The following is a 20,898-nucleotide window of genomic DNA, read 5'->3' as shown; positions in this document are numbered from 1 at the left end:
CTTACGGCGGACCATGGCGCAGCAAGAGACCGACCAGCAGGTGAACGAGGGGTCCTCACTGCCGGAGGGGGAGGACGGGTTCGTCATCGACACCCAGGACTGCGCGGAGCGGGAGCAGGCGCACCGCGAGCGCGGCACGGCCCGCCCGATCACCGTCGTGGGCAATCCGGTGCTGCACAAGGAATGCCAGGACGTCACCGCCTTCGACGACGAGCTGGCCGCGCTGATCGACGACATGTTCGCCAGCCAGCGGGCGGCCGAGGGCGTCGGCCTGGCCGCCAACCAGATCGGCGTGGACCGCAAGGTCTTCGTCTACGACTGCATGGACGACGAGGGCGTACGGCACGTCGGCGTCGTCTGCAACCCGGTCCTGATCGAGCTGCCCGCCGAGCGCCGCAACCTGGACGACTCCAACGAGGGCTGCCTCTCGGTGCCCACCGCGTACGCCTCGCTGGCCCGCCCTGACTACGCCGAGGTGCGCGGCCAGGACGCCCAGGGCAAGCCGATCAAGGTGCGGGGCACGGGCTACTTCGCGCGCTGCCTCCAGCACGAGACGGACCACCTGTACGGCTACCTGTACATCGACCGGCTCTCCAAGCGGGACCGCAAGGACGCCCTGCGCCAGATGGAGGAGGGCACGCCGCGCTACGAGACGGTGCCCAACGCCTGAGTCGCCCCCTTGCGGGTGCTGCCAACGGGCCGCCGTCGACCGGAACGCCGGTCGGCGGCGGCCCGTTGGCCTGCGGGGCCGGGCCGCCTCGTCCTGCGGCGCCGGGCCGCCGTGGACGGTAGCCACCCCGGCTGTCGGCGCGGTGAGTCGAGTCGGCGGTGATCAGCGCGGGCGGCGGAACCAGTCGCCGGTGGTGCGCTGGGACAGCAGGACCACGACGATGATCGCGAGGATGGCCGTCGGGCCGGTGGGCTGCTCCCGCATGGAGCCGAGGCCGGTGGCGATGGCGACCGACGCGACGACGATCGCGGTGACCCGCGTCGCGTGCTCGCCTGTACCGAACCGGAAGGCGCAGCCCGCCCCGACGAACCAGAACAACCCGGTCCCGATCGCCTGGCCCGCCGACCGGGAGCCATCGGCGAGGCCCGTCACGACGGCGAGGAACAGGAAGAACCCGGCCCCCACGAACAACAGCACCTGGGCGGTCCGTACGACCCCGGGCATCTGGTGCGCCGCGGACGGGGCACCAGACCCCGGCGGGAACTGGGGCAGCGGGTAGCCGTGCGGCGGGGCCGGGTGCGACCCGGGGGTGGGGCCGGGGCCCGGGACAGGGGACTGGCCGGGAGGCTGGGAACCATGCATGGGCCACACGCTAGCGAGGCGTCACGTCCCCGTGGGCCCACTCGGCCCGTCCCGCCCTGGCAGGACGGTGCCTGGCAGCAACGTGACGCGCCGCGCGGGGCGCGCCCCGAAGAGGTGCGCGCCCCGCGCGGTAGGCGGCCCCGGCGCCGGTGTCGGAACCGGCGCCGGGAGCCGGTCGCGAGCCGTGCCTAGAACTCGTCGTCGAAGGAGACCGAGCCCTCCACGGCGACCTGGTAGGCCGAGGCCCGCCGCTCGAAGAAGTTCGTCAGCTCCTGGACGTTCTGCAACTCCATGAAGGAGAAGGGGTTCTCCGTGCCGTACCGGACCGGCAGACCGAGCCGCAGCAGCCGCTGGTCGGCGACGCACTCCAGGTAGGCGCGCATCGACTCGGTGTTCATGCCGGGCAGCCCCTCGCCGCACAGGTCGCGCGCGAACTGCAGCTCGGCCTCGACGGCCTCCTCCAGCATCGCCGTGACCTCGCGGCCCATCTCCTCGTCGAAGAGGTCGGGCTCCTCCGCGCGGACCGTGTCCACGACCGAGAACGCGAACTCCATGTGCATGGACTCGTCGCGGAAGACCCAGTTGGTGCCGGTCGCCAGGCCGTGCAGCAGGCCGCGGGAGCGGAACCAGTACACGTAGGCGAACGCCCCGTAGAAGAAGAGGCCCTCGATGCAGGCGGCGAAGCAGATCAGGTTGAGCAGGAAGCGGCGCCGGTCGGCCTTGGACTCCAACCGGTCGAGCTTCTCCACCTCGTTGATCCACTTGAAGCAGAACTGCGCCTTCTCGCGGATGGAGGGGATGTTCTCCACGGCGTCGAACGCCGCGGCGCGGTCGTCCGGGTCGGGCAGGTAGGTGTCGAGCAGCGTCAGGTAGAACTGGACGTGCACGGCCTCCTCGAACAACTGCCGCGACAGGTACAGCCGCGCCTCGGGCGAGTTGATGTGCTTGTACAGCGTCAGCACGAGGTTGTTGGCCACGATGGAGTCGCCCGTGGCGAAGAACGCGACCAGGCGGCCGATCATGTGCTGCTCGCCCGGCGAGAGCTTGGCCAGGTCGGCGACGTCGGAGTGGAGGTCCACCTCCTCGACGGTCCAGGTGTTCTTGATCGCGTCGCGGTAGCGGTCGTAGAACTCGGGGTAGCGCATCGGCCGCAGGGTCAGCTCGAAGCCCGGGTCGAGCAGGTTCTTGCGCACCGTGACCGCCTCGCCGGTGGCGTGGGTGGTGTCGATGGTGGCCGGAGGGGTGGCCGGGCTGGTCACTGGCATGCCTCGCAGGATTCGGGGTTTTCGAGGGAGCAGGCGACCGCGTCGGCTTCGACGGGCGTCTGCTGGGCGGGTACGGGGACGCTGGCCGTCGCCTCGCCGCCGCGCGCGGAGTGCGCGATCCGGGTGGCCGGGCGCGAGCGCAGGTAGTACGTGGTCTTGATGCCGCGCTTCCAGGCGTACGCGTACATCGAGCTGAGCTTGCCGATGGTGGGCTGGGCCATGAAGAGGTTGAGCGACTGGCTCTGGTCCAGGTACGGGGTGCGGTCGGCGGCCATGTCGATCAGGGCGCGCTGCGGGACCTCCCAGGCGGTGCGGTACAGGTCGCGCACCTCCTGCGGGACCCAGCCGAAGTCCTGGATCGACCCGTTGGCCTCGCGCAGCGCGTCGCGGGACTGCGCGTCCCACACCCCGAGCTTCTTCAGGTCCTCCACCAGGTAGGCGTTGACCTGGAGGAACTCGCCGCTGAGCGTCTCGCGCTTGAACAGGTTGGAGACCTGCGGCTCGATGCACTCGTACACGCCCGCGATGGAGGCGATCGTCGCGGTCGGCGCGATGGCCAGCAGCAGCGAGTTGCGCATGCCGGTCCTGGCGATCCGCGCGCGCAGCGCCTCCCAGCGCGCGGGCCAGTGCGCGGTGGCGGTCGGGTAGTGGTCCGGGTGCAGCACGCCGCGCGCGGTGCGGGTGGCGGCCCAGGCCGGGTGCGGGCCGGCGGGGGTCTGCGCGTCGGAGCCGGCCCGGGGGCGCTCGGCGAGGTCGGCGGATGCCTCGTAGGCCGCGAGCATGATCCGCTCGGCGAGCCGCGTGGACAGCTCCCTGGCCCGCGGCGAGTCGAAGGGCAGCCGCAGTTGGAAGAAGACGTCCTGCAGGCCCATCACGCCGAGGCCCACCGGGCGCCAGCGGGAGTTGGAGGCGCCGGCCTGCTCGGTCGGGTAGAAGTTGATGTCCACCACGCGGTCCAGGAAGGTGACCGCGACGTGCACCGTCTGGTCCAGTTTCGCCCAGTCGACGGCGTCGAGCGGGTCGGCGACGGAGGCCAGGTCCACGTCCGTGCGCAGGTGTGCGGCGAGGTTGACCGAGCCGAGGTTGCAGACCGCGGTCTCGCCGTCGTTCGTGACCTCGAGGATCTCGGTGCACAGGTTGGACGAGTGGATCACCGCGCCGGGCTCGGCGGTCTGGTTGGCGGTGCGGTTGGCGGCGTCCTTGAACGTCATCCAGCCGTTGCCGGTCTGCGCGAGGGTGCGCATCATCCGCGCGTACAGCGTCCGGGCGGGCACCGTCTTGCTGGCCTTGCCCGCGGCCTCGGCGGCGCGGTAGGCGGCGTCGAACTCATCGCCCCACAGGTCCACCAGGTCCGGCGCGTCGGCGGGGGAGAACAGCGACCAGTCCTCGTCGGCCTCGACCCGGCGCATGAACTCGTCCGGGATCCAGTGCGCGAGGTTGAGGTTGTGCGTGCGCCGCGCCTCCTCGCCGGTGTTGTCCCGCAGTTCGAGGAACTCCTCGATGTCCGCGTGCCAGGTCTCCAGGTAGACGCAGGCCGCGCCCTTGCGCCGGCCGCCCTGGTTGACGGCGGCGACCGAGGCGTCGAGCGTGCGCAGGAACGGCACGATGCCGTTGGAGTGCCCGTTGGTGCCGCGGATCAGCGAACCCCGGGAGCGGATGCGCGAGTACGACAGGCCGATGCCGCCCGCGTGCTTCGACAGCCGCGCGACCTGGTGGTACCGGTCGTAGATCGAGTCCAGCTCGTCCAGCGGCGAGTCCAGCAGGTAGCAGGAGGACATCTGCGGGTGCCGGGTGCCGGAGTTGAAGAGCGTGGGGGAGCTGGGCAGGTACGCCAGCGAGCTGGTGAGCCGGTACAGCTCGCTGACGTCGGCCAGCGCCCGCGCGGAGCCCTCCTCGGCCAGGCCGCAGGCGACCCGCAGCAGGAAGTGCTGCGGGGTCTCGACGACCTGCCGGGTGATCGGGTGCCGCAGCAGGTAGCGGCTGTGCAGCGTACGCAGGCCGAAGTAGCCGAAGCGGTCGTCGGCCCGGCCCACGCCGTGCCCGGCTCCCGCCGCGTTGGTCTCCTCCACCAGCGCGTCCAGGGCCGCGGCGTGGGTGCGGACGAAGTCCGCCGTCGCGTCCGCGATCAGCCCCTCGCGGTGGCCGACGGCGACCGAGGCGGAGAAGGACACCGCGCCCTGCCCGGCGGCCTCCTCCGCGATGGCCCGGGTCAGCAGCCGCGCGGCGAGCCGCGAGTACTGCGGCTCCTCGGCGATCAGACCGGCCGCCGCCTCGGTCGCGAGCGACCGCAACTCCGCCTCGTCCGAACCTGGATGGCGTCCGCGCAGCGCGGCGGCGGCCACCTTTCCCGGGTCGGTGGCGGGCAGGTCGGCGGTGAGGTCGGTCAGTACGCGCAACAGCGCGGTGCCGGCTCCTTCGACCGCTGACTCTGAGACGGACTCACGTGAAACGGGGTCCGCTGGCGCGATGGTCACGGGTGGCTCTCCCTCGCTCGGCAGGGGGCCGCGCGGGAGGGACGGAAGGCGCGCACGGGCGGGCCACGACCTGTGGTCGGGCATGCCACGCGGCGTCCACCGGCCCAACCCACGGGGCCCGGACGTATGCGACGCCCGGGGCCGGCAAGCGTGTCCGGCCATGGGCGCGCTGTCGGCAGGTCCTCGGACTCACGGCGCGCAAAACGGCACACGTACACCGTTGCGGGACAGTTCCGGATTCGCACCGGATTCCCCTGCGGCGACAGCGAGCACGAGCATACATCTTGTGTCGGCGATGGCGTGTGCCCCCACATCTTGTGTCGCGGCGCGGTGAATCCCGTACGGATGTGCTAACCGATCCAGGGGTCTGAGTGCCCGTCGGGCCCGTCATGAAGGGCCCGAACGGTTCGACCGCGGCCCCGTCGATTGGTGGCTTGCCACAGTCCCCGGCGTGTTGGCGGCCCACTCGGCGCGGAGCGGGACGCGGCGCGCGCCGGTCACCGTCGGCGCGGACATCACTGGCCGAAGAGGGGGGAATGGGATGCGGCCCGCGCGGCGCGCGCGGCGGCGGTGGGGACGTGACAGGGCGACAGCCCGCACCGCCGAAGCCGAAGCCGAAGCCGAAGCCGAAGTCGACGCCGAAGTCGACGCCGACGCCGTTCATGGCGCGCGGCGGCGTGCGCCGGGCGCGGGACAGGGCGCGGCGAGCGCGGGGGGAGGCGCGGCGGCGCCCCGCGCGCCACGCGGGGTGCGTGGCTCGCGGGGCGCGGGGGCGGTCGGCCGGCGGGCGTCTGGTGTGCGGGCGGGGCGGCGTCAGCAGCAGCGGAAGCCGTTGCGGGGGTCCGCCTCGCGCTCGTCCATCCGTCGCCGCTCGAACTCGGCGCGACTGGCCGGCTCGGTGCCGGGGTGCTGCCGGCGGGTGTGCGCGACGTACCGGTCGTACGTCCCCTCGCCGGTGAACTCGCGTACGTACCAGCGCACTCGGCGGCCCCAGTGCGCGGCCCGGCGCGCGGCGGTGTTGGTCATCGCGATCGGCTCCTTGTCGGGTGCGGACGCTGGCGGGTGGTGCCCGCGGGGTGCGCGGGCCCGGCCCCCTGCCCATGGTGCGGCCTCGCGCGGCCGTGGGGCAGGGGGGCGGGCCAGCGGCTTCGGTGGAGCACCGGGTGGCGTGTGCGGTGCCCGCGCGGCGGGGCCAGCGGGGTGGTGCGTGGCGCGGGCGACATCCGCGCGGCGGGCCGGGCGCCGGGGCGGCGCCGGTTTCGCCCGCCGCGCGGACGCGGTCAGGCGGAGGGGTCGCCCTGGGTGACGCGTTCGGGCCGGCCGGCCGCCGCGGCGGCCTCGGCCAGCTCCCGCTTCTCCTCGGGGGTGGCCACGAGTCCGGCCGGCGCGACGATCCGCGACTCGACGTACGGCGTCTCGTGCAGCCGGGCGGCCTCCGGGTCGCGGATGGCCCGGACGCAGGTGCGGGCCGCGTCCGCGATGACGACGATCACGAGGACGGCGAGCAGCGCGGAGAGCACCCCGTCCACGGTCGAGTTGGTGACGACCGTGTGCATCTCGTCCATGTTCTTGGCGGGCGGGAGCACCTTGTCCGCGTCGATGGCGTCCTGGTAGCGGTCGCGCTGGCTGAAGAAGCCCACCCGCGGATCGCCCGAGAAGATCTTCTGCCAGCTCGCGGTCAGCGTCACCACCACGTCCCAGACCAGCGGGACGGCCGTCACCCAGGCCCACTTGAGCCGCCCGGACTTCACCAGGAGCGTGGTGCACACCGCGAGCGCGACGGCGGCCAGCAACTGGTTGGCGATGCCGAAGATCGGGAAGAGCTGGTTGACGCCGCCCAGCGGGTCGTGCACGCCGACCCACAGGAAGTACCCCCACAGGGCGACCACGATGGCGCTGCAGATCCAGATGCCGGGCTTCCAGCCCACGTCGCGGAACGGCTTGTAGACGTTGCCCAGCATGTCCTGGAGCATGAACCGGCCGACGCGGGTGCCCGCGTCCAGGGCGGTGAGGATGAACAACGCCTCAAACATGATCGCGAAGTGGTACCAGAACGCCCGCATGCTGTCGCCGCCGATCACGTCGGAGAAGATCTCCGATACGCCCACGGCCAGTGTGGGAGCGCCCCCGGTGCGCGAGAGCAGCGAACTCTCCTCCACGGCCTTGGCCGCCGCGGCGAGTTGTTCGGGCGAGATGGAGTAGCCGAGCCCGGCGACCGCCTCCGACGCGGACTGGACGGTGTCCCCGACCACGCCCGCCGGCGCGTTCATCGCGAAGAACAGGCCCGGGTCGATGATGGACGCGGCCACCATCGCCATGACGGCCACGAACGACTCCATCAGCATGGCGCCGTAGCCGATCATCCGTACCTGCGTCTCCTTCTCGATCATCTTCGGCGTGGTGCCGGAGGCGATGAGCGCGTGGAAGCCGGAGAGCGCGCCGCAGGCGATGGTGATGAACACGAAGGGGAACAGCGACCCGGCGAAGACCGGTCCGTCGCCGCGGCCCGCGAAGTCGGTGACGGCGTCCATCTTGAGGGTGGGCAGCGTGAAGACGACCCCGACGGCCAGCAGCCCGATGGTGCCGATCTTCATGAAGGTCGACAGGTAGTCGCGCGGCGCCAGCAGCATCCACACCGGCAGCACGGAGGCGATGAACCCGTACGCCACCATCCACAGCACCAGCGTGCTGTGGTCCAGCGTGAAGGTGTCGGCCCAGGAAGACTCGGCCACCCAGTTGCCGCCCACGATGGACAGCAGCAGCAGAACGAGGCCGATGAGCGAGACCTCGGTGACCCGGCCGGGCCGCAGCACGCGCAGGTAGAAGCCCATGCCGAGGGCGATCGGGATGGTCATCGCGATGGAGAAGGTGCCCCAGGGGGACTCGGCCAGCGCGTTGACGACGATCAGCGCCAACACCGCGAGCAGGATGATCATGATGATGAACACCGAGAGCAGCGCTGCGGCGCCGCCGATCGGGCCGATCTCCTCGCGCGCCATCTGGCCGAGCGACTTGCCGTCTCGCCGGGTGGAGAAGAAGAGCGTCACCATGTCCTGCACGGCGCCCGCGAAGATCACGCCGACGACGATCCATATGGTGCCCGGCAGATAGCCCATCTGCGCGGCCAACACCGGGCCGACCAGCGGCCCCGCGCCCGCGATGGCCGCGAAGTGGTGGCCGAGCAGCACGCGGCGGTCGGTCGGGTGGAAGTCGACGCCGTCGTTGCGCCGCTCGGCCGGAGTGGCCCGCGTCTTGTCGGCGCGCAGCACCCTGGTGACGATGAAACGCGAGTAGAAGCGGTACGCGATGGCGTACGAGCCCAGCGCCGCCGCCACCATCCAGGCGGCGGAGACCTCCTCGCCCCGGGAGAGGGCGAGCATGGCCCAGCCGAGGGCGCCGACGAGGGCGACGGCGGTCCAGACGAGGACGGTGCGCGGGGAGATGTTCCGTGGGCTGGGAGTGCTCACCGGGCACACCCTCCGTCGATCCGGGCCGGTGCCACAGCGGCACAGCTCGCCGCGACAGCCCAGGTCAGAGGCCGACGAGGGGAATGCGCGGGCGCGGTGCGCCCGGCTGACTCCTCGTCTGGTGTGGTCTGGACCAATTGCCCGAGGGCTCGTACGATCGCCTTCATCTGGTTCAACTCCGCTTCCCCACGCCTGCGATGGGACCTGAACGTGCTCGACATCGTGGTGGTACTGCGGGCCCAGGGCGTGCCTCGTGGCGTCCATCACGTCCACAACCGGAACGCGAAGACGCCCCTCGCCCTCGCCGACACCGGGTCATCCTTCCCTTCGACCTCACACGTCACGCGCGTACCAGCCCTGGCAGCGCGGGCCCGGCTCGCGCCTCATCTGGAACCCGCCGATCCGTCCGCTCCGTTCGTCGATCTGGCCGGTGGACCGCTCGATGGGCCGCCCCTCGGCGCCACCCACGCCGGGCGGCAGGCGGAAATCCTCGCGCGGGTGACCAGGGGAAGGGAAGCCTCCGCCGGTCACGACTCCCGGGCCGGCACCCCGCGCCCCCGCGCCCGACGCCCCGCGCCGGCCACCCCACGAGACCGCGCGAGACCTGGCCGAAAAGCGGCGGCCACGGCCGCGCGGCCTTGCCCCGCCTGGGCGACGCGTGCCAGCCGCGCCGGCTTACCAGCCACCAGCGCGGCCGGAATCCGCGCGGAACGGCCCGACCGCGTTTGACCAAGGCTTTGCCAGGTCCGACGCCCCACCCCGCGCCGCCGACCCCCTGATCAGCGCCACGCCGCACACACCACCCGGGGCCGCACCGGTCCACAGGGTGGACCCGCCGTTCCACCGCCACGACGCGTGGCGTATCACGGTGTCCAGCACCGCGGCGCGGCCCACCAAAGCCGCCGCCCGCGGCGCGCTCCCCTTGAGAAAGGACCGCACGTCCATGACCGAGACGACCCCGTCCGCAGCGACGCCCACCACCACCCAACCCGGCACGCCACCGTGGGGAACCGTCGTCATCTCGCCACACTTCGACGACGCCGTGCTGTCGCTGGCGGCCGTGCTCCCCAGGCTGCGCGGCCCGGTCGCCGTCGTCACCGCCTACGGCGGGGCACCGGAACCCGGGGCAGCCGTCTCCGAATGGGACGAGATGTGCGGCTTCACCACGCCCCACGAGGCCCACGCGGCCCGCGTGGTCGAGGACGCCCAGGCCCTCGGCCTGCTCGGGGTGGCCCAGATCGCGCTGCCGCACCCCGACGGCCCGTACGGCAACCCCGACCAACTCGGCCACCTCGACCAGTGGTTGCGCGAACTGCCCGCCGACACCGAGGTGCTCGCCCCGATGGGCACCCGCCAGGAGCACCACGCCCTGGTCCGCGAACAGGTGCTGCTGACCCGCGCCCAGCAGGGCGCGCCGCCGCCGCTGATCTACGCCGACCTGCCGTACACCGGCCACACCCCGGGCTGGCACACCGACGGGGCCGAGCAGGCGCTCGCGGCCGACGCCGAACGCGGGGAGTCCTACCGGAGCCTGGCGGAGCGCTTCCGGCTGACCCCGCGCTGGGAGGTGCGCCTCGACGACGCGGAGTGGGCCAGCAAGCGCCTGGCCGTGCAGTGCTACGGCTCGCAGCTCGCCCCGCTCGGCGCGCTCGGCCACGGCCTGTTCCTGCACCGTACGGGGCCGCTGCGCACCGAGCGGGTGTGGGCCCTGGAACCGCACGCGGCGCCCGCCGCGTAGGTGGGGGCGCGCGGTGGCGGGCCGGCGGCCGGGCACACGACGGGCGCCCCGACGCGGGGCGCCCGCCTCGCCCACGCGCCCGGGCCCGGCGAGCGGGCCCGGGCGGGGTGGGTCAGTCCGTCGGGCGGCGCAGGCGGGCGACGAACTTGTACCGGTCGCCGCGGTAGACCGAGCGCACCCACTCCACCGGCTCGCCGTTGGCGTCCAGCGAGTGCCGGGAGAGCATCAGCATCGGCAGCCCGACGTCCGTGCCGAGCAACCCCGCCTCGCGCGGGGTGGCCAGCGAGGTCTCGATGGTCTCCTCGGCCTCGGCCAGGCGGACGTCGTAGACCTCGGCCAGCGCCGTGTACAGCGACGCGTACTTGACCAGGCTGCGGCGCAGCGCCGGGAAGCGCTTGGCGGACAGGTGCGTCGTCTCGATGGCCATCGGCTCGCCGCTGGCCAGCCGCAGCCGCTCGATGCGCAGCACCCGGCCGCCGGTGGTGATGTCCAGCAGCCCGGCGAGCCGGTCGTCGGCCGTGACGTAGCCGATGTCCAGGAGTTGGGACGTGGGTTCCAGTCCCTGGGCCTTCATGTCCTCGGTGTAGGAGGTCAGTTGCAGCGCCTGGGAGACCTTGGGCTTGGCGACGAAGGTGCCCTTGCCCTGGATGCGCTCGAGCCGCCCCTCGACGACCAGCTCCTGCAACGCCTGGCGCACCGTCGTACGGGAGGTGTCGAACTCGGCGGCCAAGGTGCGCTCGGGAGGGACCGGCGTGCCCGGGGGCATGGTTTCGGTCATTTCCAGCAAGTGGCGCTTGAGTCGGTAATACTTGGGGACGCGCGCGGTGCGCGTGCCGCTCGCAGCCGTTCCGTTCCCGTTGCCCAGTGCGCCGCCGGCGCTCTGGGCGGTGCCCCCGTCGCTCCCCATGGCGTGACGCCCCGACTCCGATCCTGTTGCCGTCACCGGCTCCTCCGTTACTTCGGCTGGAGGTACGGGGGGTCTCCCCGGACAACGCAGCGCGGCTCACATCGTGGCATGGGTGGGCCCCGGGGCACCCTCATCAACGTGCTGGCGGGCCCCAGGTGTCGGTCCGATAACGGACCTGACAGCGACTCTTATACACCCTTGACACCCCTAAAGGTCTAGGCCAAGCTGCGGGAACTGGTCTAAACCATTAAAGACCAATTCCGGTTCTTTGAGGAGAGTGCTGTGAAGCGTGGGCTCATAGCGGCGACGGGTGTCGCGGCCATGTTGGTGAGCGTCGCGGCCTGTGGGTCTGACAGCGACGACAACAAAGGCTCCGGCAAAGACGGCTGGAAGGGTGAGACCCTGACCGTCTGGGCCATGGACGGTTCCACGCCTGACGGGTGGACCAAAGATGTGACGGCTGCCTTCGAAAAGAAGACCGGAGCCAAGCTGAAGTTTGAAGTTCAGCAGTGGAACGGAATTCAGCAGAAGATAACCACGGCACTCTCTGAGTCGAATCCGCCGGACGTCATCGAGCTCGGCAACACGCAGACGCCGGCCTACGCACACACCGGTGGCCTGGCCGACCTGTCCGACCTCAAGAAGGAGATCGGCGCCGACTGGACGGAGAACATCAACAAGTCCTCCGTCTACGAGGACAAGCAGTACGCGGCCCCGTGGTTCGCGGTCAGCCGCGTCGTCCTCTACAACAAGAAGATCTGGGACGAAGCCGGCATCAAGGAACTGCCGAAGACGCGTACCGAGTTCTTCAAGGCGCTCGACACCATCGACAAGAAGACCGACGCCGAGCCCATCTACATGCCCGGCCAGAACTGGTACTTCTTCGACGGCCTCACCATTGGCACCGGTGCCGAGCTGGTAAAGAAGGACGGCGACAAGTACGTCTCCAACCTCTCCGACCCCAAGGTCGGCAAGGCCATGGACATCTACAAGCAGTACGCCGCCTTCAGCGAGGCCCCCAAGGACAAGGACGAGGCCACTCCGCAGCAGGCCGAGGTCTTCGCCGAGGGCAAGACCGGCGCCTTCATCGGCATGGGCTGGGAAGCCGCCACCGCCATCAAGGCCAACCCGAAGATTGAAAAGGACATCGGCTACTTCACCGTCCCGGGTGAGACGGCGGACAAGCCCGAGGGCGTCTTCCTCGGCGGTTCCAACCTCGCCGTGGCCGAGGGCAGCGACAAGCAGGAACTGGCGAAGGAATTCCTGAAGATCGCGCTTTCCGACAAGTTCGAGGGCCAGCTCGCCAAGGAAGGCGGCGTGATCCCGAACAAGCAGTCGCTGCAGAGCCAGCTCAAGGGCAACAAGGCCGCCGAGGCCATGGCGCCGGCGACCGTGGGTGGCACCACCCCGCTGATCCCCGAATGGGCCGCGGTCGAGAACACCCCGAACCCGATCAAGACCTACATGACCGCCGTTCTCAACGGCAAGTCGCATGAGGAAGCCGCCAAGTCGGTCGAGGGTGAGCTCAACAAGCGGCTGAGCCAGGACCTCTAGCCGCAGGCTCACACGCGCACGCTGCCGGGGGTTGGGAGATGCCACCCCCGGCAGCGCACCGACCACGTCCGGCCCAGGAAGAGAAGACGAGCATGTCTGTGCAGACCGAACGTGCGAAGACGGCACCGGGAACTGCCGTCCGCAAGAGCGGAGGACCGCCCAAGGGCGGACCACACGCGAAACGGAAGGGGATCAGCGGCAATCTCCTGCCGTACGTGCTGCTTCTCCCCGCGCTAGCCACGACCCTGGTGTTCCTCGGCTGGCCGATGGTCAAGAACGCCACGCTGTCCCTGCAGAACATCAACCGACGACAGTTGATCCGCCGGCTCACCGAGTGGACCGGGTTCGACAACTACGAAGCGACCCTCAAGAGCGAAGAGTTCTGGCGCGTCGTCGGTCGCTCGATCGTCTTCACCGGCGTCAACGTCATCCTGATCATGGTGATCAGCACCCTCGTCGGCCTGCTGCTCGCCCGGCTCGGCAAGAAGATGCGGCTGACGCTCCAGATCGGCCTGGTGCTCGCGTGGGCCATGCCCATCATCGCCGCCACCACCGTGTACCAGTGGCTGTTCGCCCAGCGCTTCGGCGTCGTGAACTGGGTCCTGGACAAGCTGGGCTGGCACTCCATGGCCGACTACAACTGGATCGGCTCCCAGTTCTCCGCCTTCTTCGTCATCACCCTGCTGATCGTCTGGCAGTCCATACCCTTCGTGGCCCTGAGCCTGTACGCCGCGACCACCACCATCCCGAACGAGCTGTACGAGGCCGCGTCCCTCGACGGCGCCGGCGCCTGGAAGAGCTTCACCACGGTGACCTTCCCGTTCATCAAGCCGTTCCTCTTCGCCACGACCTTCCTCGAGGTCATCTGGGTCTTCAAGGCACTGCCCCAGATCTTCGCGCTCAGCGAGGGCGGACCCGACCGGCTCACCGAGACCCTCCCGGTCTACGCCTTCGTCGAGGGCGTCGGAAACCAGCACTACGGCATGGGTGCCGCCATCTCGCTGCTCACCATCCTGGTGCTGCTGGGCCTCACGTCGTACTACCTCCGCATTGTCTTGAAGCAAGAGAGGGACGAGCTGTGAAGCGTTCACGCCTCGGCCGCATCTGGCCCAACGCGACGGCGATCGTCCTGTTCATCGGGTTCGTCTTCCCCGTGTACTGGATGTTCAACACGGCCCTGAAGCCGACCGGCGACATCCTCAGCGAGGACCCGGTCTGGTTCCCGTCCTCGTTGACGTTCGAACACTTCGAGACAGCGGTCAACGCGGACAACTTCTGGACGCTGGTACGTAACTCCCTCACCGTCACGCTGCTGGCCGTGGGCCTGTCGCTGCTGGTCGCGCTGGGCGCCTCGTTCGCCATCGCCCGCATGCGGTTCAAGGGCCGCCGGGGCGTCATCCTGGTCTTCATGATCGCCCAGATGGCCCCCTGGGAGGTCATGGTCATCGCGATCTACATGCTGGTGCGCGATGCTGACATGCTCAACAGCCTGATCCCCCTCACCCTCTTCTACACGGTCATGGTGCTACCCCTGACCATCCTGACGCTGCGGAACTACATCGCGGCGGTGCCCAAGGAACTGGAGGAGTCCGCCATGGTCGACGGCTGCTCCCGCGTCCAGGCGTTCCGCAAGGTGATCTTCCCGCTGCTCGCCCCCGGGCTGATGGCCACCTCCCTCTTCGGCTTCATCACCGCCTGGAACGAGTTCCCGATGGTGCTGATCCTCAACAAGGAGGACCAGGCCCAGACGCTGCCCGTGTGGCTCTACAGCTTCCAGAGCACCTTCGGCAACGACTGGGGCGCCACCATGGCCGCCGCCTCCCTGTTCGCCCTCCCGATCCTGATCCTCTTCCTCTTCCTGCAGCGCCGGGCCGTCGGCGGCCTGACCTCCGGCGCCGTCAAGGGATAACGGGACAACGCGCCTTAACCGCAAGGGACACACCGCACGATGAGCACCACCTCCGCCTCCGCCCGCACCGACTCCCTGAGCCGCGACGCCCTCGCCGTCCTCCAGCCAGGCTTCCGGGGCACCACCACCGCCCCCGACTGGCTGCTCCGCAGGATCGACGAGGGGCTCGCGTCCGTCGCCCTGTTCGGCCGCAACATCGAGCGGCCCGAACAGGTCGCCGCGCTCACCGGGCAACTGCGGGCGGAACGCGGAGACCTCCTGGTAGCCATCGACGAGGAGGGCGGCGACGTCACCCGCCTCGAGGTGAACGAGGGCTCCTCCTTCCCCGGCAACCTGGCCCTCGGCGCCGTGGACGACCCGGACCTCACCCGGGCCGTCGCCCAGGAGATCGGCCGCCGCCTCGCCGAGGTCGGCGTCAACCTCGACTGGGCGCCGTCCGCCGACGTCAACGCCAACCCCGACAACCCGGTCATCGGCGTCCGCTCCTTCGGCGCCGACCCGAAGCTGGTCGCCCGGCACACCGCCGCCTACGTCGAAGGCATGCAGGCGGCCGGCGTGGCCACCAGCGTCAAGCACTTCCCCGGGCACGGCGACACCGCCGTGGACTCCCACCACGACCTCCCGCGCATCGACGCCGACCTGAACGTCCTGGCCGACCGCGACCTGGTGCCCTTCCGGGCCGCCGTGGCCGCCGGCACCAAGGCCGTCATGAGCGCCCACATCCTGGTGCCCGCGTTGGACCCGAACCGGCCCGCCACCCTCAGCCCGGAGGCGCTGCACGGACTGCTGCGCCGCCCCGTGGCCGACGGCGGCTTCGGCTTCGACGGGCTGATCATCAGCGACGCCATCGAGATGAAGGCCATCTCCGCCGCGTACGGCGTGGAACGCGGCACCGTACTGGCCCTCGCCGCCGGAGTGGACGCCATCTGCGTCGGCGGCGGGCTGGCCGACGAGGAGACCGTGCGACGCCTGCGCGACGCCCTCGTCCAGGCCGTCCGCGCCGGCGAGCTGAAGGAGGAGCGGCTCGCCGACGCGGCGGCTCGGGTCCGCGCCCTGGCCGACTGGGCCCGCCTGGACACCCGGGGCGCGGGATCGGCCGAGGGCTCGGCCCCGTCCGTAGCCGCCGCCCCCGAGGTGGGGCTCGCCGCCGCCCGCCGCGCGGTCCGCGTGACCGCCGGCCCGCGCGCCACCGCCCCCCTCACGCGGCCCGCCTACGTCGCCGCCTTCACCCCGATGGCGAGCATCGCGGTCGGCGACGACACCCCGTGGGGCGTCGCGGCCGAACTGGCCCGCCTCCTCCCCGGCACCGAGACCGAGGCCCTCAACAACGCGCGGGTCACCGAGCACGGCGTACCCGACACCATCGCGCAGGTGTGCGCGAAAGCGGGGGAGCGCCCCATCGTCGCGGTCGTACGCGACGTCCACCGCCACACCTGGATGACCGAGGCCCTCGCCGCCCTGGTCGCCGCGCGACCCGACACGATCGTGGTCGAGATGGGCGTCCCCCAGGCCGCCCCCGTCGGCGCCCTCCACATCGCCACCCACGGCGCCGCCCGCGTCTGCGGCCGGGCCGCCGCCGAGGTCATCACGGGGGGATAGCGGTGGGGGTGGGACGAGGGGTGGGGGCTCTCCCCCCCTCCCCCTCGCCCACCCTCCCCGCCCCCTGCGGCCCCGACAGCCCGCCTGGCTCAGCCCAGCCGGGCCGGGCCGGGCCGCCCTGGGGCAGTCCCAGCCGGGCCGGGCCGCCCTGGCTCCCGCCACGGCGGCCCGCGGCGCCGCTCCGCCACCTTGGTGGCCCCGGCCCCTCAACCTCGACCCCGGGATCCGGAGTCCGGGGCCATCGGCCGGCTCACCGTGCAAGACCCGCTGGCCAAGCCGGCCCCCGTGCAGGCCGGCCCCCGTGCAGACCGGCCCATCTGCGTGCCGGCAGAGCCTCCGGCGAGTGCGCCCACCGCTCACCGCCCAACCGCCGGTTTACGTTCCCGTTCCACGCCCGACTGCCGGAACAGCCCCTCCACGGGTACGCCTGCCTGGGCCGTCCCCGAAAGCGGGCCGCCCCTGAAAGCGGTCTCCGCTGTGGGCCCCACGCAAGCGCAGTCGCAGCCGCACCGCACCCGCAGACGGCAGCCGGCACTCGGCAACGGCAATCGCACGGCCCCCGGCACCCCGCCAGCGTCGAACGAGCGCGCGGCCAGGGCGAACCCCACGACGAGGCACAGCGTCCTCACGCCTCGCCGTCACGCCCGGCCCTCACGCCCCCCACGCTGCACGCCCCGTACCACCAGCACGCCGGCCCCGTGCCTCCTCGGTGACGCACGCGTCAGTGAACTGGTGCGCCGCCCCGACCCGCGGCCCACCCAGAGCACGTGAAGCCCGGGCGCGCACTCGCCCAGTCGGATCGCGCGAGCACCACCAGACCGTGCGGGCGCCACCAGACCACCCAGCGAGCGCCGCCACACCACGCCAGCGACCACGCGGCGCAGGCACCACCAGGCCACCCACCCAGACACCGCGTCACCCCGTAGGCGACACCGGACCGTAGGGGAGCGCCGCATCGGGGGCCGAGGCGTGTGGGCTACAGCAGGGCACCTCCCGTCGCGTCGATCCACTGGCCGGTCACCCAGCGGCTGTCGGAGGAGGCGAGGAAGGCGACGATGTCGGCCACGTCGTCGCCCTTCGCCACCCGGTTGAACGGGGACTGCGCGGCGACGGCCTTCCACGTCTCGGCATCGCCGCGCAGCCAGGCCGCGTTCATGTCGGTGTCGACCACACCCGGCGCCACCGCGTTCACCGTTATCCCACGCGGGCCCAGCTCCTTGGCCAGGGTCAGGGTCAGCACGTCGATGGCGCCCTTGGTCATCGAGTAGGAGATCAGCTCGGGTGTCGCGGCGCCGCGCGTCAGCCCCGTGGAGATGTTGACGATCCGCCCCCCGTCCCGCAGGCGCGGGAGACCCAGTTGGGTGATGAAGAACGGTGCCTTGGCGTTGACCGCGAAGACGTGGTCGAACGATTCGGGTGTCACGGCGGCGATCGGCTTGCCGGCCTCGACGATCCCCGCGTTGTTCACCAGGATGTCGAGGCCGTCCGCCTGCTCGTCGAAGGCGGCCCACAGGGCCTGCGCGTCTCCCGGCACGCCCAGCTCGGCCCGCAGCGCGAACGCCTGTCCGCCCGCCCCCTCGATGGCCGTCACCGTCTCCTTGGCCGCCTCGTCATTGCTCCCGTAGTGCACCGCGACCCTGGCGCCGTCCCGCGCCAGTCGCTCGGCGATCTCCCGCCCGATGCCTCGACTGCCGCCGGTGACCAGCGCCGTCTTGCCCTTGAGCGCGCCCATGGTCACGCCCCCCTTTTTCTTTAGGAGTCGATACATAAAGACCGTAGCACATTATCTAGTGGGCGCTATAGAATGGCGGCATGGCTACCACGAACGAGGGATCTGAGGGGACGGTGAGGCGGGGGAGGCCCCGCTCCTTCGACCGGGACGCGGCGCTGCGGGCCGCGACCATGGAGTTCTGGGACCGCGGCTTCGAGGCGGTCTCCATCGCCGACCTGACGCGGGCGATGGGCGTCAAGGCGCCGAGTCTCTACGCGGCCTTCGGGGACAAGAAGACGCTCTTCGAGGAGGCCATCGAGTCCTATGTGCGCGAGTTCGGCGGCTTCATCGACCGCGCCCTGGAGGAGGAGCCGACCGCGCGCCGCGCCGTGGCGCGCATGTTGCACGAGGCCGCGTCCTGGCAGACGTTGCCGGGGTATCCGCGCGGGTGCATGCTGATCAGCGCCGCGACCAACTGCACCCCGCAGTCCAACGAGATCGCCCAGGGCCTGGTCGAGCGTCGGAACGACGGGATCGCGGCGGTCGAGCGGCGGATCGCCGCCGACATCGAGGCCGGCATACTGCCGAGCGGCACCGACGCGCACGCCCTCGCCGTCTACTGCACGGTCGTGCTGCACGGCATGGCCCAGCAGGCCAGGGACGGCGTCGACCGGGCGACGCTGGAGACCGTGGCCCACACGGCGATGGCGGCCTGGCCGGCGGAGACGGGCGACATACCCGGCTGAGCGTCGGCGCGGACCGGCGCGGGCGGACGGGACGCGGCGAAGCCCGCGGACGTCGCGTAGGGGAGTGAAGAGGCGGGTCAGCGCGCCCGCGAGACAGGCCGGCGGCCTCGGAGAAGACCCGCGGGCCGCGGCGCCAGGGCGGGACCCTCAACCCGCCCGGCACCGCAGCCCGGAGTTGCATCGGCCGGTTCGGCCGACCTGAGGCTTCGGCGCGGTCAGGGCAGAGAGCGCCGTGAGCCTCGGTCCACTCTCCTGTGCGGGGAGAGTGGAGGTCGTGTACGGCCCATTGTGGACTAGACCATTCTCCGCTGTCTACGGCTGTGCGCGGACTGGCTCGTGGGAGGGCCCGGGTAGGCTCGCCGGGTGCCCTCCATGAACGATCTCGTACGCCAGCACACCGCTCTGGACGACTCCGACCTCGAGTGGCTCCACCTGCTGGTTTCGGAGTGGCAACTGCTCTCCGACCTGTCCTTCGCCGACCTCGTGCTCTGGGTGCCCACCCGGGACGGGACGCGGTACGTCTCGGTCGCCCAGATGCGGCCCAACACCGGGCCGACCTCGTACCAGGACGACATGGTGGGACACCTCGTCCCGCGCGGACGCCGGCCGATGCTGGACGCCGCGCTCGACGAGGGGCGGATCGTGCGCGAGGGGGACCCGGAGTGGCGCGAGGAGGTACCGGTGCGGGTGGAGTCGATCCCGGTCCGCCGCGACGGCCGGGTGCTCGGCGTCATCGCCCGCAACACCAACCTGCTCACCGTGCGGACCCCGAGCCGGCTGGAGCTCACGTACCTGCAGAGCGCCTCCGACCTCGCCCAGATGATCGCCGCCGGCGCCTTCCCGTTCCCCGGCCAGCAGGTGGACATGGACGCCTCGCCGCGCGCGGGAGACGGGCTGATCCGGCTCGACGCGGAGGGCCTCGTGCAGTACGCGAGCCCCAACGCCCTCTCCGCCTACCACCGGCTCGGCCTCGCCGCCGACCTGGTCGGGCACCACCTCGGCCGCACCACCGCCGAACTCGCCCCCGCCCGTGGCCCGGTGGACGAGGCGCTGGTCAAGTTGGCGAGCGGCTGGGCACCGCGCGAGTTCGAGGTGGAGGGCGACGAGGGCGTCATCCAGGTGCGAGCCATCCCGCTCAAGCCCAAGGGCTCCCACATCGGCTCGCTCGTGCTGCTGCGCGACGTCACCGAACTGCGGCGCAGGGAGCGGGAGCTGATCACCAAGGACGCCACGATCCGCGAGATCCACCACCGGGTGAAGAACAACCTGCAGACCGTGGCCGCCCTGCTGCGCCTCCAAGCCCGGCGGATGGACTCGGAACAGGGGCGCGAAGCGCTCAACGAGGCGGTGCGCAGGGTGGGTTCGATCGCGATCGTGCACGAGACGCTGTCGCAGAACCTGGACGAGCGCGTCGAGTTCGACGAGATCGCCGACCGGGTGCTGGCGATGGTCGCGGAGATCGCGCCCGGCACCGTCGCCGGCCGGCGCACCGGACGGTTCGGCATCCTCGACGCCGAGGTCGCCACGCCCCTCGCGATGGTCCTCACCGAGGTGCTGCAGAACGCCCTTGAGCACGGCTTCGGCCCGGGCGAGCACGGCACGGTCGAGGTCGGCGCGGTCCGCGGCGGCACCCGGACCGAAGGCCGCCTGCTGGTCACCGTGCAGGACGACGGGCGCGGCCTGCCCGAGGGCTTCGACCCCCGCGAGGCGGGGAACCTCGGCCTCCAGATCGTACGGACCCTGGTGGAAGGGGAGTTGGGCGGCACCTTCACCATGGTCCCGGCCCCCACGGGCGGCGCCCGGGTCGTCCTCGACCTGCCGGTGCGCGCGGAGAAGAACTGACGCCAGCGGCGCTGGGCACCGGGGGCCGGCCCCCGTCCACGCCTCGGCTCGCCTGGTACCGCGGCCGGCGGGAGGCCGACCCGTGCCGCGCGCCTCGAACGCGCGCGGCACGCCTCGGCAACGGTGTTCGCGGGCATGAGCGGCGCACGCGCGGCCGAATGGTGTTCGTGTGGCCTATGGATGTACGCGGGAGCGAGAGCGACACGCGAAGTTGACGACGCGTCAGGCAAAGTCGCCCATTCGTTATGGGCGGCGGCGCCGCGCGGGGCCCCGGATGGCCGATCGGCGGGTGCGCGCGGCGGTCGCCCGCCGGGTTCGCGTGCGGACGCACCGCCGATCGATATCGGACCGTTGCCTACGCCAACGCCGTCCTA

15 protein-coding genes and 1 riboswitch are annotated in these 20,898 nt (G+C 71.5%); of the genes, 8 read left to right on the top strand and 7 right to left on the bottom strand.

Features of this window, described 5'->3' with window-relative positions; all coding sequences use genetic code 11:
- Nucleotides 1-13 precede the first annotated feature (13 nt).
- On the top strand, nt 14-670 hold the full coding sequence (def, locus tag AC3CHW_RS10185; protein ID WP_398609277.1) for a peptide deformylase: 657 nt from the start codon (nt 14-16) through the stop codon (nt 668-670).
- A gap of 162 nt (nt 671-832) precedes the next feature.
- Here def and AC3CHW_RS10180 read toward each other — a convergent pair whose 3' ends face one another.
- From AC3CHW_RS10180 to AC3CHW_RS10160, 5 genes are all read right to left on the bottom strand, one after another.
- Nucleotides 833-1,312 (bottom strand): hypothetical protein, encoded by a 480-nt coding sequence (locus AC3CHW_RS10180; RefSeq protein WP_488470230.1) that lies wholly within the window; start codon nt 1,310-1,312, stop codon nt 833-835.
- A 188-nt stretch (nt 1,313-1,500) separates the two neighbouring features.
- Nucleotides 1,501-2,457: a ribonucleotide-diphosphate reductase subunit beta gene (locus AC3CHW_RS10175; protein ID WP_232544660.1), complete on the bottom strand. Its 957-nt coding sequence runs from the start codon at nt 2,455-2,457 to the stop codon at nt 1,501-1,503.
- Between the two features lie 110 nt (nt 2,458-2,567).
- On the bottom strand, nt 2,568-5,051 hold the full coding sequence (locus tag AC3CHW_RS10170) for a ribonucleoside-diphosphate reductase subunit alpha (protein ID WP_488470229.1): 2,484 nt from the start codon (nt 5,049-5,051) through the stop codon (nt 2,568-2,570).
- A 157-nt stretch (nt 5,052-5,208) separates the two neighbouring features.
- Nucleotides 5,209-5,330, bottom strand: a riboswitch (cobalamin riboswitch).
- 534 nt (nt 5,331-5,864) lie between these two features.
- Nucleotides 5,865-6,077 carry a YbdD/YjiX family protein gene (locus AC3CHW_RS10165; RefSeq protein ID WP_488470228.1) on the bottom strand — a complete coding sequence of 71 codons (213 nt, stop codon included), beginning with the start codon at nt 6,075-6,077 and terminating at the stop codon, nt 5,865-5,867.
- 254 nt (nt 6,078-6,331) lie between these two features.
- A complete protein-coding gene (locus AC3CHW_RS10160; RefSeq protein ID WP_488470227.1) occupies nt 6,332-8,518 on the bottom strand; it encodes a carbon starvation CstA family protein in 2,187 nt (728 codons plus the stop codon).
- Between the two features lie 943 nt (nt 8,519-9,461).
- On the opposite strand from AC3CHW_RS10160, the gene AC3CHW_RS10155 reads away from it, so the two are divergent.
- Entirely contained in the window at nt 9,462-10,256 is a 795-nt protein-coding gene (locus AC3CHW_RS10155; protein ID WP_488470226.1) for a PIG-L deacetylase family protein, read from the top strand.
- Between the two features lie 112 nt (nt 10,257-10,368).
- Here the strand turns inward: AC3CHW_RS10155 and AC3CHW_RS10150 are convergent, their stop codons facing one another.
- Nucleotides 10,369-11,163, bottom strand: coding sequence for a GntR family transcriptional regulator (locus AC3CHW_RS10150; RefSeq protein ID WP_488470225.1), 795 nt, complete (start codon nt 11,161-11,163; stop codon nt 10,369-10,371).
- A 282-nt stretch (nt 11,164-11,445) separates the two neighbouring features.
- Here AC3CHW_RS10150 and AC3CHW_RS10145 point away from each other — a divergent pair, with 282 nt between their 5' ends.
- From AC3CHW_RS10145 to AC3CHW_RS10130, 4 genes are all read left to right on the top strand, one after another.
- Entirely contained in the window at nt 11,446-12,717 is a 1,272-nt protein-coding gene (locus AC3CHW_RS10145; protein WP_398612371.1) for an extracellular solute-binding protein, read from the top strand.
- Between the two features lie 92 nt (nt 12,718-12,809).
- The gene (locus AC3CHW_RS10140) at nt 12,810-13,799 is read left to right on the top strand and encodes a carbohydrate ABC transporter permease (protein WP_398609269.1); all 990 of its coding nucleotides are present in this window, start codon (nt 12,810-12,812) and stop codon (nt 13,797-13,799) included.
- Entirely contained in the window at nt 13,796-14,626 is an 831-nt protein-coding gene (locus tag AC3CHW_RS10135) for a carbohydrate ABC transporter permease (protein WP_387600274.1), read from the top strand. The genes AC3CHW_RS10140 and AC3CHW_RS10135 overlap by 4 nt, the downstream gene beginning before the upstream one ends.
- Before the next feature lie 39 nt (nt 14,627-14,665).
- Nucleotides 14,666-16,225, top strand: coding sequence for a glycoside hydrolase family 3 protein (locus AC3CHW_RS10130; protein WP_488470224.1), 1,560 nt, complete (start codon nt 14,666-14,668; stop codon nt 16,223-16,225).
- 976 nt (nt 16,226-17,201) lie between these two features.
- On the opposite strand, the gene AC3CHW_RS10125 is transcribed toward AC3CHW_RS10130, so the two are convergent.
- Complete coding sequence (locus tag AC3CHW_RS10125; protein WP_398609409.1) at nt 17,202-17,957, bottom strand: SDR family oxidoreductase; 756 nt, start codon at nt 17,955-17,957, stop codon at nt 17,202-17,204.
- An 80-nt stretch (nt 17,958-18,037) separates the two neighbouring features.
- Between AC3CHW_RS10125 and AC3CHW_RS10120 the strand changes: the two genes are divergently transcribed.
- Entirely contained in the window at nt 18,038-18,682 is a 645-nt protein-coding gene (locus tag AC3CHW_RS10120; RefSeq protein WP_488470223.1) for a TetR/AcrR family transcriptional regulator, read from the top strand.
- A gap of 372 nt (nt 18,683-19,054) precedes the next feature.
- A complete protein-coding gene (locus AC3CHW_RS10115; protein ID WP_398609266.1) occupies nt 19,055-20,524 on the top strand; it encodes a sensor histidine kinase in 1,470 nt (489 codons plus the stop codon).
- Nucleotides 20,525-20,898 lie beyond the last annotated feature (374 nt).

Source organism: Streptomyces sp. MGP-BFMKR1 (genome assembly GCF_057766585.1).
Note: the sequence above shows the minus strand (reverse complement) of the source record. Positions and strands in the feature narration are given on the sequence as shown.

Coding starts and splice junctions, on each gene's coding strand:
- AC3CHW_RS10125 (WP_398609409.1), bottom strand. CDS start 17,957: ATGGGCGCGCTCAAGGGCAAGACGGCGCTGGTCACCGGCGGCAGTCGA.
- AC3CHW_RS10120 (WP_488470223.1), top strand. CDS start 18,038: ATGGCTACCACGAACGAGGGATCTGAGGGGACGGTGAGGCGGGGGAGG.
- AC3CHW_RS10180 (WP_488470230.1), bottom strand. CDS start 1,312: ATGCATGGTTCCCAGCCTCCCGGCCAGTCCCCTGTCCCGGGCCCCGGC.
- AC3CHW_RS10150 (WP_488470225.1), bottom strand. CDS start 11,163: ATGGGGAGCGACGGGGGCACCGCCCAGAGCGCCGGCGGCGCACTGGGC.
- AC3CHW_RS10130 (WP_488470224.1), top strand. CDS start 14,666: ATGAGCACCACCTCCGCCTCCGCCCGCACCGACTCCCTGAGCCGCGAC.
- AC3CHW_RS10165 (WP_488470228.1), bottom strand. CDS start 6,077: ATGACCAACACCGCCGCGCGCCGGGCCGCGCACTGGGGCCGCCGAGTG.
- def (WP_398609277.1), top strand. CDS start 14: ATGGCGCAGCAAGAGACCGACCAGCAGGTGAACGAGGGGTCCTCACTG.
- AC3CHW_RS10155 (WP_488470226.1), top strand. CDS start 9,462: ATGACCGAGACGACCCCGTCCGCAGCGACGCCCACCACCACCCAACCC.
- AC3CHW_RS10175 (WP_232544660.1), bottom strand. CDS start 2,457: ATGCGCTACCCCGAGTTCTACGACCGCTACCGCGACGCGATCAAGAAC.
- AC3CHW_RS10115 (WP_398609266.1), top strand. CDS start 19,055: ATGAACGATCTCGTACGCCAGCACACCGCTCTGGACGACTCCGACCTC.
- AC3CHW_RS10140 (WP_398609269.1), top strand. CDS start 12,810: ATGTCTGTGCAGACCGAACGTGCGAAGACGGCACCGGGAACTGCCGTC.